15 protein-coding genes and 1 pseudogene are annotated in these 11,910 nt (G+C 71.0%); 3 read left to right on the forward strand and 13 right to left on the reverse strand.

Translation table 11 applies throughout. From position 1 onward, the window contains the following. The 3 genes and pseudogenes from ACTHJJ_RS01390 to ACTHJJ_RS01400 form a co-directional block, all read right to left on the reverse strand. Nucleotides 1–732: pseudogene (locus ACTHJJ_RS01390) on the reverse strand (cysteine--tRNA ligase); the annotation flags it as partial. Between the two features lie 191 nt (nt 733–923). After that, nucleotides 924–1,604: an MBL fold metallo-hydrolase gene (locus ACTHJJ_RS01395; RefSeq protein WP_440301152.1), complete on the reverse strand. Its 681-nt coding sequence runs from the start codon at nt 1,602–1,604 to the stop codon at nt 924–926. Next, entirely contained in the window at nt 1,601–2,683 is a 1,083-nt protein-coding gene (locus tag ACTHJJ_RS01400; protein WP_440301153.1) for an S-(hydroxymethyl)mycothiol dehydrogenase, read from the reverse strand. Before ACTHJJ_RS01400 ends, ACTHJJ_RS01395 begins: the two co-directional genes overlap by 4 nt. A gap of 163 nt (nt 2,684–2,846) precedes the next feature. Here ACTHJJ_RS01400 and ACTHJJ_RS01405 point away from each other — a divergent pair, with 163 nt between their 5' ends. Then, the gene (locus tag ACTHJJ_RS01405; protein ID WP_440301154.1) at nt 2,847–3,206 is read left to right on the forward strand and encodes a transcriptional regulator; all 360 of its coding nucleotides are present in this window, start codon (nt 2,847–2,849) and stop codon (nt 3,204–3,206) included. On the opposite strand, the gene ACTHJJ_RS01410 is transcribed toward ACTHJJ_RS01405, so the two are convergent. The 5 genes from ACTHJJ_RS01410 to ACTHJJ_RS01430 are packed head-to-tail and all read right to left on the reverse strand — an operon-like array spanning nt 3,175 to nt 6,042. After that, on the reverse strand, nt 3,175–3,570 hold the full coding sequence (locus ACTHJJ_RS01410; RefSeq protein WP_440301155.1) for a VOC family protein: 396 nt from the start codon (nt 3,568–3,570) through the stop codon (nt 3,175–3,177). The genes ACTHJJ_RS01405 and ACTHJJ_RS01410 overlap by 32 nt on opposite strands. Nucleotides 3,571–3,627: 57 nt before the next feature. Next, nucleotides 3,628–4,119: a 2-C-methyl-D-erythritol 2,4-cyclodiphosphate synthase gene (gene ispF, locus ACTHJJ_RS01415; RefSeq protein WP_440301156.1), complete on the reverse strand. Its 492-nt coding sequence runs from the start codon at nt 4,117–4,119 to the stop codon at nt 3,628–3,630. Next, nucleotides 4,116–4,883: an SDR family oxidoreductase gene (locus ACTHJJ_RS01420; protein ID WP_440301157.1), complete on the reverse strand. Its 768-nt coding sequence runs from the start codon at nt 4,881–4,883 to the stop codon at nt 4,116–4,118. The genes ispF and ACTHJJ_RS01420 overlap by 4 nt, the downstream gene beginning before the upstream one ends. Continuing rightward, a complete protein-coding gene (gene ispD, locus ACTHJJ_RS01425; protein WP_440301158.1) occupies nt 4,880–5,560 on the reverse strand; it encodes a 2-C-methyl-D-erythritol 4-phosphate cytidylyltransferase in 681 nt (226 codons plus the stop codon). Before ispD ends, ACTHJJ_RS01420 begins: the two co-directional genes overlap by 4 nt. Continuing rightward, nucleotides 5,560–6,042 carry a CarD family transcriptional regulator gene (locus ACTHJJ_RS01430; protein WP_034719207.1) on the reverse strand — a complete coding sequence of 161 codons (483 nt, stop codon included), beginning with the start codon at nt 6,040–6,042 and terminating at the stop codon, nt 5,560–5,562. Before ACTHJJ_RS01430 ends, ispD begins: the two co-directional genes overlap by 1 nt. 301 nt (nt 6,043–6,343) lie before the next feature. Between ACTHJJ_RS01430 and ACTHJJ_RS01435 the strand changes: the two genes are divergently transcribed. Continuing rightward, nucleotides 6,344–6,850, forward strand: coding sequence for a hypothetical protein (locus ACTHJJ_RS01435; RefSeq protein ID WP_440301159.1), 507 nt, complete (start codon nt 6,344–6,346; stop codon nt 6,848–6,850). Between the two features lie 126 nt (nt 6,851–6,976). Here ACTHJJ_RS01435 and ACTHJJ_RS01440 read toward each other — a convergent pair whose 3' ends face one another. Both ACTHJJ_RS01440 and ACTHJJ_RS01445 read right to left on the reverse strand, forming a co-directional pair. Next, entirely contained in the window at nt 6,977–7,657 is a 681-nt protein-coding gene (locus ACTHJJ_RS01440; RefSeq protein WP_440301160.1) for a response regulator, read from the reverse strand. 36 nt (nt 7,658–7,693) lie between these two features. Further along, nucleotides 7,694–8,893, reverse strand: coding sequence for a sensor histidine kinase (locus tag ACTHJJ_RS01445; RefSeq protein WP_440301165.1), 1,200 nt, complete (start codon nt 8,891–8,893; stop codon nt 7,694–7,696). Between the two features lie 161 nt (nt 8,894–9,054). On the opposite strand from ACTHJJ_RS01445, the gene phoU reads away from it, so the two are divergent. Continuing rightward, complete coding sequence (gene phoU, locus ACTHJJ_RS01450; protein ID WP_440301161.1) at nt 9,055–9,756, forward strand: phosphate signaling complex protein PhoU; 702 nt, start codon at nt 9,055–9,057, stop codon at nt 9,754–9,756. Nucleotides 9,757–9,995: 239 nt separating this feature from the next. On the opposite strand, the gene ACTHJJ_RS01455 is transcribed toward phoU, so the two are convergent. The 3 genes from ACTHJJ_RS01455 to ACTHJJ_RS01465 all read right to left on the reverse strand — a co-directional run. After that, nucleotides 9,996–10,739 (reverse strand): phosphoglyceromutase, encoded by a 744-nt coding sequence (locus ACTHJJ_RS01455; RefSeq protein WP_440301162.1) that lies wholly within the window; start codon nt 10,737–10,739, stop codon nt 9,996–9,998. 121 nt (nt 10,740–10,860) lie between these two features. Continuing rightward, nucleotides 10,861–11,517, reverse strand: a complete 657-nt coding sequence (locus ACTHJJ_RS01460; RefSeq protein ID WP_440301163.1) for a YbjN domain-containing protein — start codon at nt 11,515–11,517, stop codon at nt 10,861–10,863. Next, nucleotides 11,514–11,910, reverse strand: a 397-nt coding sequence (locus ACTHJJ_RS01465; RefSeq protein WP_440301164.1) for a glycosyltransferase, incomplete at its 5' end; no start/stop codon positions are given. The genes ACTHJJ_RS01460 and ACTHJJ_RS01465, both read right to left, overlap by 4 nt.

The raw sequence follows: 11,910 nt of genomic DNA on the forward strand, positions 1-11,910 counted from the left end.
CTCGTTCTCGTGGTGCGGGAAGCGCAGGTCGATGCCGCCGCCGTGGATGTCGAACTCGTCGCCGAGGTAACGGCGGGCCATCGCGGAGCACTCGAGGTGCCAGCCCGGGCGGCCCGCCCCGAAGGGCGTGGGCCACGAGGCGCTTTCGGGCTCCTCGGGCTTGCGGCCCTTCCACAGCGCGAAGTCCCGCGGGTCGCGCTTGCCGCGCGGGTCGGCGTCGTCGGCGCTCGCCATGTCGTCGAGGCTCTGGTGCGACAGCGAGCCGTAGTCCGGCCACGATCGGACGTCGAAGTAGACGTCACCCGAGCCGTCCGGGGCCGCGTAGGCGTGGCCCTTCTCGACGAGGGTCTCCATGAGGGTCACCATGTCGGTGATGTGCCCGGTCGCGCGCGGCTCGTAGGTCGCGGGCAGCACCCCGAGCGCCTCGAGGGCCTGGGTCGTGAGCCGTTCGTTGCGGTAGGTGAGGGCCCACCACTCCTCGCCGGCCTCGGCCGCCTTGCGCAGGACCTTGTCGTCGATGTCGGTGACGTTGCGCAAGAGGGTCACCTGGTAGCCGTGCCCGTTCTCGAGCCAGCGCCGCAGCACGTCGAACGCGACGGCGAAGCGGATGTGCCCGATGTGCGGCGCGCCCTGGGTCGTGAGCCCACAGATGTACATGCCGACCTTGCCCTCTTCGCGCGGCGTGAACACGCGCAGCTCGCGGTCGGCGGTGTCGAACAGTTGGAGACTCACCCGCGTGAGTCTAGTGGCGCGCGGGAGCCCGCCCGTCCTCGCGACGTGGCTGGGCGGCATACCCGTGAGGTATGCCGCCCAGCTGGCTCCCGCTCGTAGGTGCCCGAGGCGGTCAGTGGCCTGCCTTCTGACCCCTGAGCGCCTCTCGCTCCGCTCCTCGCTCGTTCCTCGCTGCGATGCTCACTGGGGGCTCAGTGGCCTCTTGCGATCCACTCGTCGAGTGACGGCGACTCGGCACCGATCGTCGTCGAGTCGCCGTGCCCGGTGTGGACGACCGTCTCGGGCGGGAGGGGGAAGAGCTTCGTCGTGATAGAGTCGATGATCGTGCCGAAATGGGAGTACGACCGGCCGGTCGCGCCCGGGCCGCCCTGGAAGAGCGTGTCGCCCGTGAAGACGACCCCCAACGCCGGCGCGTAGAAGCAGCAGGCGCCCGGGGCGTGGCCCGGCGTGTGGAGCACCTGCAGGGTCACGTCGCCGACCTCGACGGTGTCCCCCTCGTGCAGGTCGCGGGTCGGCTGCAGGTCCGGGTGCGACTGGTCCCAGAGGACCTTGTCGTCGGGGTGCAGCGCGACCACGGCCTCCGGGTGCGCCTGGAGGAGCTCCGGCACGACCGTGACGTGGTCGTCGTGGGCGTGGGTGAGCAGGATCGCGAGGAGCCGCCGGTCGCCGACCGCCGCCAGGATGGGCCCGACCTCGTGCGGTGCGTCGATGACGACGCATTCCTCGTCGTTGCCGACGACCCACACGTTGTTGTCGACGTCCCACGTGCCGCCGTCGAGGCTGAAGGTGCCGCTCGTGACGGTGTGGTCGACCCGGACGCCCTGCGGTGAGACGCTGCCGACCCGCTCGATGCGGGCGTCGTCCGCGCTCACAGCTCCACCACCGAGCGGAGGACCTCGCCGCGGCCCATCTTGTCGAACGCAGCCTCGATGTCGCCGAGCCCGATCCGCTCCGAGACGAAGGCGTCGAGGTCGAAGCGACCCTGCTTGTAGAGGTCGACGTGCATCGGGAAGTCGCGGCTGGGGAGGCAGTCGCCGTACCAGCTGGACTTGAGGGCACCGCCGCGGCCGAAGATCTCGATCATCGGCAGGGTCACCTGCTTGTCGGGCGTGGGGACGCCGACAAGCACGACCCGCCCGGCCAGATCCCTTGCGTAGAAGGCCTGCTCGTAGGTCTCGGGGCGGCCGACGGCCTCGACGACGACGTCCGCGCCGTGCCCGCCGGTCAGCCCGCGGATCGCCTCGACGGGGTCGGTCTTGCTCGAGTTGACGGTGTGCGTCGCGCCGAAGTGCTTCGCCTGCTCGAGCTTCGCCTCGTCGATGTCGACCGCGATGATCGTCGTCGCGCCGGCGATGGCGGCACCGGCGATGGCTGCGTCGCCGACACCGCCACACCCGATGACGGCGACAGACTCGCCGCGCTTGACCTCGCCGGTGTTGACCGCAGCGCCGAAGCCGGCCATGACCCCGCAGCCGAGGAGCCCGACCGCCGCCGGGTCTGCCTCGTCGACCTTGGTGCACTGTCCCGCGGCGACGAGGGTCTTCTCGATGAAGGCGCCGATCCCGAGCGCGGGGCTCAGCTCGGTGCCGTCGGTCAGGGTCATCTTCTGCTTGGCGTTGTGGGTCGCGAAGCAGTACTGCGGCTGGCCCTTCGCACACGCGCGGCACTGGCCGCAGACCGCGCGCCAGTTGAGGATGACGAAGTCGCCCGGCTTGACGTCGGTGACGTCCGACCCGACCGACTCGACGATGCCGGCCGCCTCGTGGCCGAGCAGGAAGGGGAATTCGTCGTTGATCCCGCCCTCCTTGTAGTGCAGGTCCGTGTGGCACACCCCGCACGCCTGGATCTTCACGACGGCCTCGCCGGGCCCGGGGTCGGGCACGACGATGTCGACGACCTCGACGTCGGCCCCCTTGCTCCGGCTGATGACTCCCTTGACGGTCTGCGACATGACCCATCCTCCTTCGGTACGTGCGGTGGTCCCACCCAAGCCGCGGACGCGTGCCGACGCAAGGTGCCGGTATGCCGCTGACTGGCGTTTCCGCTGGTCAGCGGCGCGCCGCTGCGGTTTCCCCGGAGGAAAGTACGAGCGGCCACGCACGTAGGATCGGGGCGTGCCCAAGCCCCTCTTCGACGAGCTCGTCCACGAGCCGAGCCGCCTGCAGATCTGTGGACTGCTCGCACCCGTCGTGGAGGCGAGGTTCGCGACCGTCCGCGAGGAGACCGGCCTGACCGACTCGGCGCTCTCGAAGCACCTCAAGGCGCTCGAGGCCGCCGGCTACCTCGAGGTCCGCAAGGAGCGGGCGGGTGCCCGGACCGCGACGATCGTCGGCCTGACCGAGGACGGGCGGCACGCGTTCTGTGGGCACATGGCGGCGCTGCAGAGGCTGGCCGGTGTCGCTTCGCTCCGTGACCGACGGCCCTCCTCGCGGCGCCGGGTCCTCATTGAGCGGAGCGTTCGGGGTCACTCCTGAGGATGCAGAACTCGTTGCCCTCGGGATCGGCCACGATGTACCACCCGGTGCCGGGGCCGTAGATGCCACGGTGGTCGGCCACGAGGGTCGCGCCCAGGCCGACGAGCCGCTGGTATTCCTCCTCCTGGGTCGCATCGGTGGGACGCAGGTCGAAGTGGATCCGGTTCTTGCCGACCTTCGCTTCGGGAACCTCGATGAACAGGACGTGGTGGCCGGCCGGGCCCGAGCGGATCATGCACTCCTCGTGGCCGGGCTCGTTGGGGTCGTCGGGGATGTCCTCATAACCGAGCACCTGCTTCCACCACTCGGACAGCTCGTAGGCGTTACGGCAGTCGACCGACGTGTGTGAGATGCGCGAGGTCATGGTCCTCACCCTGCAGGGTCGATCCGACAGTGTCGACCTGGTTTCCGCGGCAGCGGTTCACAGGGGGCGCGGGACGACGAGGGCGGTCGCGATGGCGGCGATGCCCTCGCCCCGGCCTGTGAGGCCGAGCCCGTCGGTGGTCGTGCCGCTGACCGAGACGGGCGCCGCGGCTGCCTCCGCGAGGGTGGCCTGCGCCTCCTCACGTCGGGTGCCGACCTTGGGCCGGTTCCCGATCACCTGTATTGCGATGCTGCCGATCTCATAGCCGGCGTCGCGCACGAGGCGGGCTGCGGCCGCGAGAAGCACGGCGCCCGAGGCACCTGCAAGCTCGGGTCGGTCGGTGCCGAAGTGGGCGCCCAGGTCCCCGATCCCAGCGGCGGAGAAGAGCGCGTCACATGCCGCGTGGGCTGCGACGTCGGCGTCGGAGTGGCCATCGAGGCCGCGCTCCCCCGGCCACAGCAGCCCGGCGATCCACAGCTCGCGGTCCGAGCCCTCGGGCGCGAAGGCGTGGACGTCGACACCGACGCCGACCCGGGGTAGGGGGTTCACGCGGTTTTCCAGTCGATCGGGCCGCGGTGCACCTTGTGCGAGGCCGCCTGGGCCACCGGCTTGATGACCATCGTGTCGATGTTGACATGCTGCGGCAGGCCGACCGCGAACCCGACGCACTCGGCGACGTCGTCGGCGGTCAGGGGATGGTCGACTCCCTCGTAGACCTTGTCGGCGGCAGCCTGGTCGCGGTGGAGCCGGGTCAGGGAGAACTCCTCGGTGTGGACCATCCCGGGGCGGATGTCGATGACACGGATGTTCTCGCCGTTCAGCTCGAGGCGCAGTGTCTCGCTGATGACCGAGGTGCCGTGCTTCGCGGAGGTGTACCCGCCGCCGCCCTCATAGACCGACTGGCCGGCCACGGACGAGACGTCCACGATCGTCGCTCGCGCCGACCGGCGCAGCAGCGGCAGCGCAGCCTGGGTCACCTGCATCGTGCCGAGCACGTTGGAGGCGAACATCTGCTGCCATTCCGCCGGGTCCCCGTCCTCGATCCGGCTCGTGCCGAGCGCCCCGCCGGCGTTGTTGACGAGGACATCGAGCCGGTCGAGCGAACCGATGCCCGCCCGGACGCTGTCGGGGTCGGCGACGTCCATCACGACGACGCGGGCCTGCGCGCCGACCTCGTCGACCGTCCGCTCCAGCGGCTCTCGCCTGCGCCCGGCGACGACGACGTCGAAGCCATCGGCCGCAAGCCGCTTGGCGACGGCGGCACCGATGCCGGTGCCGCCTCCGGTCACGAGGGCAACGAGGTTGTCGGTCACCCTGCGAGGATACGGGCCGCCCGGTCGAGGTCCTCGCGGGTCGTGACCTTCAGGGCCCGCTCGTCACCCTCGACGACGAGCACGGCCTCACCGAGCCGCTCGACGAGCGCGGCATCGTCGGTGGCATCGCTCGTGACGGCGTGCGCCCGCTCGAGCACCTCCCGGGAGAACCCCTGGGGCGTCTGTACCGCGCGCAGCCGCGAGCGGTCGGGTGTCGCGACGACCCGGCCGCACCCGTCGACCTGCTTGATGGTGTCGACGACGGCGATGCCGGGCACGGCGGCGGCCGCGCCGCCGCGCACCGCCTCGACCACCCGGGCGAAGACTCCGGGAGGGGTCAGGCACCGCGCGGCGTCGTGGACGAGGACGACCCGCACCGCCTCCGAGAGCGCGGCCAGCCCCGCCGCGACGGAGTCGCCCCGCTCGGTCCCGCCGGGCACGACGGTCAGGCGCGACGAGGAGCCCGCTGCGCGGCATACCTCCTCGGCGGCACCCAGCCACGCTGGCGGGGCCACGACGACGACCTCACCCAGGTCCGGACACGACAGCGCCCCCCGCAGGGCGTGCCCCAGGATGGGCACACCCGCGAGGGGCACGAAAGCCTTCGGGGCGTCAGCCCCAAGTCGAGTCCCGGACCCGGCGGCGACGATGACGAGACCGACGTCCGCCGACGCCATCAGGACGCGAGCACCTCGTCGAGGATCGACTCGGCCTTGTCCTCGTCGGTCTTCTCCGCGAGCGCGAGCTCGGAGACGAGGATCTGGCGTGCCTTGGCGAGCATGCGCTTCTCACCAGCGGACAGGCCACGGTCCTGGTCGCGACGCCACAGGTCACGCACGACCTCGGCCACCTTGATGACGTCGCCGGAGGCGAGCTTCTCGAGGTTGGCCTTGTAGCGACGGGACCAGTTGGTGGGCTCCTCGGTGTGCGGGGCCCGGAGAACCTCGAAGACCCGGTCAAGGCCCTCTTGGCCGACCACGTCGCGGACGCCGACGAGGTCGCAGTTCTCGGCAGGTACTTCGATCGTCAGATCGCCTTGGGCGACCTTGAGCTTGAGGTAGAGCTTGTCCTCTCCCTTGATCGTGCGGGTGTTGATTTCCTCGATCAGTGCGGCCCCATGGTGGGGGTACACGACCGTCTCGCCGACCTTGAACGCCATGTGCTGTTTTCCCCTTTCGCGACCTCAAGATTATCACGAAGCCGTTCACATCGCGATCTCAGGAACCGACATATCCGCAGGTCAGAGGCATGCTCGTCGGACGGGCGCCCGACTCCGATGCCTTGACAGAGGCGGGCCTTCCATGCTTCACGCGGGCACCCGCGCGTTCCTTCGTCCCTGCTTCCGCCCCCGCTCCGGGGCGGCCTGTGCCACCGTGCCGCGCCCGGCGGTCCCGTTGCGGACCCGCCCGAGTGCCACGTCGGCCTCCGTCGCCGATCCGCCCGCCGGTAGGCTTGCGCGCGTGAAGCGTCGACTCCTGCCCCAGACCCCCGTGCGCCGCACCCTGACGGCCCTCGCGGCGGCCGCCGTCGTCACCGTCGGAACGGCCGGCTGCCAGGTGTTTTCCCCCACGGCGACGGACTACCCGTACGCGCCGGCCGACGGCATCCAGGCCAACGTGGGCGACGTCGCCATCCGCGACCTCGTGCTCGTCGTGAGCGGCTCGGGTGACGCGGTGGTCTCCGGTGGCCTCGTCAATGAGGGCAGCCAGCCGGTCACCGTCCAGTTCGCGCCCCAGCAGCAGGGCGGCAGCGCCGGCTCCGGCAGCGAGGTGCGCCTGCAGCCCTACGAGCAGGTCGACCTCTCCAAGCAGGGCCTCCAGCTGAGCGGCATCACCGCCAAGGCGGGTGCGCTCCTTCCCGTCTCGGTGACGAGCAACGCCGCCGGCACCACGCTGCTCAACGTGCCGGTCGTGGACAGCGCGGGCTACTACTCGACGGTCACGCCGGCGCCCGCGCCGAGCAGCTGACGCTTCCGCAGTCGCGCCGAGAGGGTCCCTCCGCCGAGGGACCCTCTCGCACATCACGGGTATGCCGGTCAACGCGATCCGGAGGGCACCCTCCGCAGCGCGTGGGCTCGCTTTCCGCGGATCCGGTCAGCCCTCGAGCTTGTAGCCGAGCCCCCGCACCGTGACGATGTGGACCGGGTTGCTCGGGTCCTGCTCGACCTTCGAACGCAGCCGCTTGACGTGGACGTCGAGGGTCTTGGTGTCACCGACGTAGTCGCTGCCCCAGACCCGGTCGATGAGCTGCATCCGCGTCAGCACCCGGCCCGAGTTGCGCAGCAGCATCTCGAGCAGCTCGAACTCCTTGAGCGGCAGGGCCACCGGCTCCCCGCGGACCGTCACGGTGTGCCGCTCCACGTCCATCCGGACAGGGCCGGCCTCCATGGTGGAGGGCAGCAGCTCCTCCGGCTCGGCCAGGCGCCGCAGCACCGCCTTGATTCGGGCCAGCAGCTCCCGGCTGGAGTACGGCTTGGTGACGTAGTCGTCGGCGCCGAGCTCGAGCCCGACCACCTTGTCGATCTCGCTGTCCTTCGCGGTGAGCATGATGACGGGGACGGTCGAGCGCTGGCGCAGCTGGCGGCAGACGTCGATGCCAGAGAGCCCGGGCAGCATGAGGTCGAGCAGGACCAGGTCGGCGCCGTTCTGCTCGAACTCCGACAGGGCCGCGGGCCCGGTGTCCGCGACCGCCACGTCGTAGCCCTCCTTCTTGAGCAGGTACGACAGCGGGTCGGAGAAGGACTCCTCGTCCTCGACGATCAGGATGCGTCTCACTCGGCAGACCTCGGGTGTGGGATCTCGGGATCGGGATCAGGCGGGCGTGGACAGTTCGGGAGGAGCGGGCGGGGTCGACCGGGCGGTCGCGGCGGCCTCCGGCGTGGGTCGGCCCGCCTCCTGCGCCGCGAGGGGCATCCGGATGGTGAAGGTGGAGCCGCGGCCGGGCTCGGACCAGACGCACACCTGGCCGCCGTGGTTCTCGGCCACGTGCTTGACGATGGCGAGGCCGAGGCCCGTGCCGCCGGTGGCGCGGGACCTGGCCGTGTCGACGCGGTAGAACCGCTCGAAGATGCGCTCGTGCTCGTCGGCGTCGATCCCGACGCCCTGGTCCGTGACGGCGACGTCGACGAGGTCCTCCGTTGTCTGCACCCTGACGCTCACCCTGGTGCCGGACTCGGAGTAGGCGATCGCGTTACCGACCAGGTTGCCGATCGCCGTCGTGACGAGGTCGGCCTCACCCCACACGAGACACCCCTCGCCGATCTCGGTGCGCAGCTCGATGCCGCGCTCCTCGGCAAGGACCTCGGACGCGTCGACCGCCTCGACCGCGCAGGCGCCGACGTCGACGAGCACGGGGTCCTTGATGACGTCCTCGCCGGTGAGGCGGGACAGGTCGACGATCTCGCGAACGAGCCGGGTGAGCCGCTCGGACTCGCCTCCGATCCGCTGCGCGAAGCGCTTGACGACGGCGGGGTCGTCGTGGGCATCGAGGATCGCCTCGGCGAGCAGCGAGATTCCGCCGACCGGCGTCTTCAGCTCGTGGCTCACGTTGGCGAGGAAGTCGCGTCGGATCTCCTCGACGCGACGGGCCCGGGAGCGGTCCTCCACGAGAAGCAGCACATGGTCGCCGCCGAGGGGCGCGACCCGGGCTCCGACGACGGTGGTGGCGGCGCCGAGCGGTCCCTTGCGCAGCTCGAACTCTTTCTCGCGGATGACTCCGTCGCGGCGGGCTCGCCGGGCCATCTCGAGCAGCTCGGGATGGACGAGCTCCGCACCACGGACGAGGCCGTGGGCGACGGCCGCCGGCGAGTTGTTGACGACCCGGTCGGAGGTGTCGAGGACGATGGCACTCGAGCCGAGCACGGCGAGCACCTCCGCGGCACCGGGCGGCAGCGGCGTCTCGGGCCGGGGCTCGTCCTGAGCCGCATCGGACCGGTCGGACCATCGCATGGCAAACGTCGCGACCCCGCCCAGGGCGAGCCCGACGATGCCGCCGAGAGTGGCGGCTGCCATGGTGTCCACGCCCTCAGGGTACGCACGTCGGAGCGTGCTCCCGGCCACCGGCGGTGCGCCTCGGTGCAATGCCACCGAGTGTTCACTTGTGTGCCGCGAATGGTTCACATGAGGATGAGAGCGTCTGCTCGAATCGCACCACCAGCAGGACAGGACAACGCATGCGCGACCAGTTCCATGAGGACCTCGACACCATCACCGACCAGCTCGTCGAGATGACCCGGCTCGCCGGCTCGGCGATCTCTCGGGCCACGACGGCGCTGCTCGACGCCGACGTCCACCTCGCCGAGTCCGTCATCGAGGCCGACCGTCACCTCGACGAGATCCGGGTGCAGCTCGACGAGACCGCCGTCGACCTGCTCGCCCGGCAGCAGCCCGTGGCCACGGACCTGCGCACGATCGTGACGGCGATGCAGATGAGCACCGACCTCGAGCGGATGGGCGACCTCGCCCGGCACGTCGCGAAGGTCGCGCGCCTGCGCGTCCCCGACTCGGCGGTCCCGGCCGAGCTGCGCTCGCACATCCTGCGAATGGGCCAGGTCGCCGGTCGCATCGTCGCCTCCTGCGGCAGCGTCATCGCGGGCAACGACGTCAACGGGGCCGCCCGGCTCGAGAAGGACGACGACGCCATGGACGAGCTCCACCGCGAGCTCTTCCAGGTGCTGCTCGACGAGCGCAGCGCGCTGACCCGCCTCCAGGTCCTCGACCTGACCCTCGTCGGCCGCTACTACGAGCGCTTCGCCGACCACGCCGTCTCCGTCGCCCGGCGTGTCATCTACCTCGTCACCGGTGAGTACGCACCGAGCGTCGACCACGAAGAGGACGAGGACGCCGCGGACCTCGACTCCCTCACCCAGGCCTGACTCACTCGGCCCTGGGCTCCCCGGCACGAGCCGCTGGATCCCGGGGGCCGGACGCTGACGGCCAATGGAGCGCCGGGGTCGGCGGGCCGGGCGAGCGACTCAGCGCGGGCGACGCTGCCGGCGAACTCAGCGCACGAAGTGGACGGAAGCCCGCGATGCCCGGAGCGAGCCGGGCCGACGGACCCGGCGCGTCCCCGCCGACCCCCCGGGCTGAGGCCCGGGCGCAGCCGCGCGAGGCGTCAGCGGCCCTGGTTCGCGACGGCCTCCGCGGCAGCCCGGGCGGCGTCGGGGTCGAGGTAGCGACCGCCGCGCACCAGCGGCCGGAACGAGTCGTCGAGCTCGTAGACGAGCGGCATACCGGTCGGGATGTTGAGGCCGGCGATGTCCTCGTCGGAGATCTCGTCGAGCATCTTGACGAGGGCACGCAGCGAGTTGCCGTGGGCGGCGACGAGGACGGTGAGGCCGTCGGCGAGGTCGTTCTGGATCTCGTTCTCCCAGTAGGGAACCAGCCGGGTGACGACGTCCTTGAGGCACTCGGCGCGCGGCATCGCCTCGCCGAGCCCGGCATAGCGCGGCTCACCGGTCTGGGCGTACGGGTCGTCCGAGTCGATCGGGGGCGGCGGCACGTCATACGAACGCCGCCACTGCAGGAACTGCTCCTCGCCGAACTGATCGAGGATCTCCTTCTTGTTCTTCCCCTGCAGGGCGCCGTAGTGCCGCTCGTTGAGCCGCCAGTCGCGCTTGACCGGGATCCAGTGCCGGTCGGCCACGTCGAGGGAGATGTTCGCGGTCGTGATCGCGCGACGCAGCAGCGACGTGTGCACGATGTCCGGAACGATGCCCTCGGCGACCATCAGCTCGCCGCCGCGGACGGCCTCGGCGCGCCCTTTCGGGCTGAGGTCGACGTCGACCCAGCCGGTGAAGAGGTTCTTGGCGTTCCAGTCGCTCTCACCGTGGCGGAGCAGCACGAGCGTGTACGTCATGGCGGCCAGCCTAGCGAGGCGCACTCACCCGCCGGCGGGCCCCTCCGCGCCGCCATCGAGCCGATGGTCGGACGGCCCGAACCGGCCCTCCGGTCCTCCCTCGCTGGCGCTCGGTCGATCCTCAAGGCTTTGAGCCGTCCTCGAGCCGACGGTCGGACGGCCCGAACCGGCCCTCCGGTCCTCCCTCGCTGGCGCTCGGTCGATCCTCAGGCCTTGGGCCGTCCTCCAACAGGTGGCGGAACGCCTCGAGGTTGCGCGTCGACTCGCCGCGGGAGATGCGCCAGGCCCACTCCTTCTTCATCGAGGTGAGGAACCCGATCGTCAGCAGCTCGTTGAAGGTCTGGTCCGCGGCGGCGAGGATGACGCCGAAGAGCCGGTCGAGCCGGTCGTCGTCGACGGCCTCCGTCGGCAGCTCGCCACGCACGTATACGTCGCCATCCCCGTCGACGGCATACGCGATGCCGGTCAGTCGCAGGTTCTTCCGCAGCAGGTAGCGGTAGAACGCCTCGTGGTTCTCGTCGGGATTGCGGATGACGAAAGCCATCACGCTGGTCGTGGCCTCGCCGACCACGAGCGAGACCACTGTCCGCAGCTTCTGCTCACCGGGGAGCGTCACGACGTACTCGCCGTCCCGCGCGCCCGGCTCCCACTCGAGCTCGACCGACCGGAGGTATGCCGCTGTGCGGGTTCCCGCTCGCGCCGCGGCGCCGGCGGCGCCGGCCGCCGCCACTTCTGGGTTGGCGGTGGTCGCCCCCTCGGGGGTCGGGGTCTGGCTCACGGGATCACCGCCGTGGGGACGCCGGCGAGGCCCTGCCCCTCGCCGATCGGGGAATGCGTGTGGTCATCGATGGCTCGACGGTAGACCTCGAGAAGGCGGTCCGTCGTCGCGTCCCACCCGAAGCCGGCCGCATGCTGGACCGCCTTGCGGGACAAGTCCTTCCGGCGTGCAGGGTCATCGAGGAGCGCGCCCACCGCGTCAGCCCACTGCTCGGGCTGGTGGGTCGGGACGAGGACGCCCCCGTCGCCAACCGCAGTCGGCAGGCCACCGACGGCCGCGGCCACGACCGGCGTGCCGCAGGCCTCGGCCTCGATGGCGACGAGCCCGAAGGACTCCGAGTGGCTCGGCATGACCACGAGGTCGGCCGCCCGGTACCAGTCGGCGAGGACCGGT

Origin of the sequence: Intrasporangium sp., from assembly GCF_051961875.1 — a bacterium.
Classification (GTDB): domain Bacteria; phylum Actinomycetota; class Actinomycetes; order Actinomycetales; family Dermatophilaceae; genus Intrasporangium_A.

Coding starts and splice junctions, on each gene's coding strand:
- ACTHJJ_RS01430 (WP_034719207.1), bottom strand. CDS start 6,042: ATGGCGTTCAAGGTCGGCGAGACGGTCGTGTACCCCCACCATGGGGCC.
- ispD (WP_440301158.1), bottom strand. CDS start 5,560: ATGGCGTCGGCGGACGTCGGTCTCGTCATCGTCGCCGCCGGGTCCGGG.
- ACTHJJ_RS01410 (WP_440301155.1), bottom strand. CDS start 3,570: ATGACCTCGCGCATCTCACACACGTCGGTCGACTGCCGTAACGCCTAC.
- phoU (WP_440301161.1), top strand. CDS start 9,055: ATGCGCGACCAGTTCCATGAGGACCTCGACACCATCACCGACCAGCTC.
- ACTHJJ_RS01400 (WP_440301153.1), bottom strand. CDS start 2,683: ATGTCGCAGACCGTCAAGGGAGTCATCAGCCGGAGCAAGGGGGCCGAC.
- ACTHJJ_RS01455 (WP_440301162.1), bottom strand. CDS start 10,739: ATGACGTACACGCTCGTGCTGCTCCGCCACGGTGAGAGCGACTGGAAC.
- ACTHJJ_RS01445 (WP_440301165.1), bottom strand. CDS start 8,893: ATGGCAGCCGCCACTCTCGGCGGCATCGTCGGGCTCGCCCTGGGCGGG.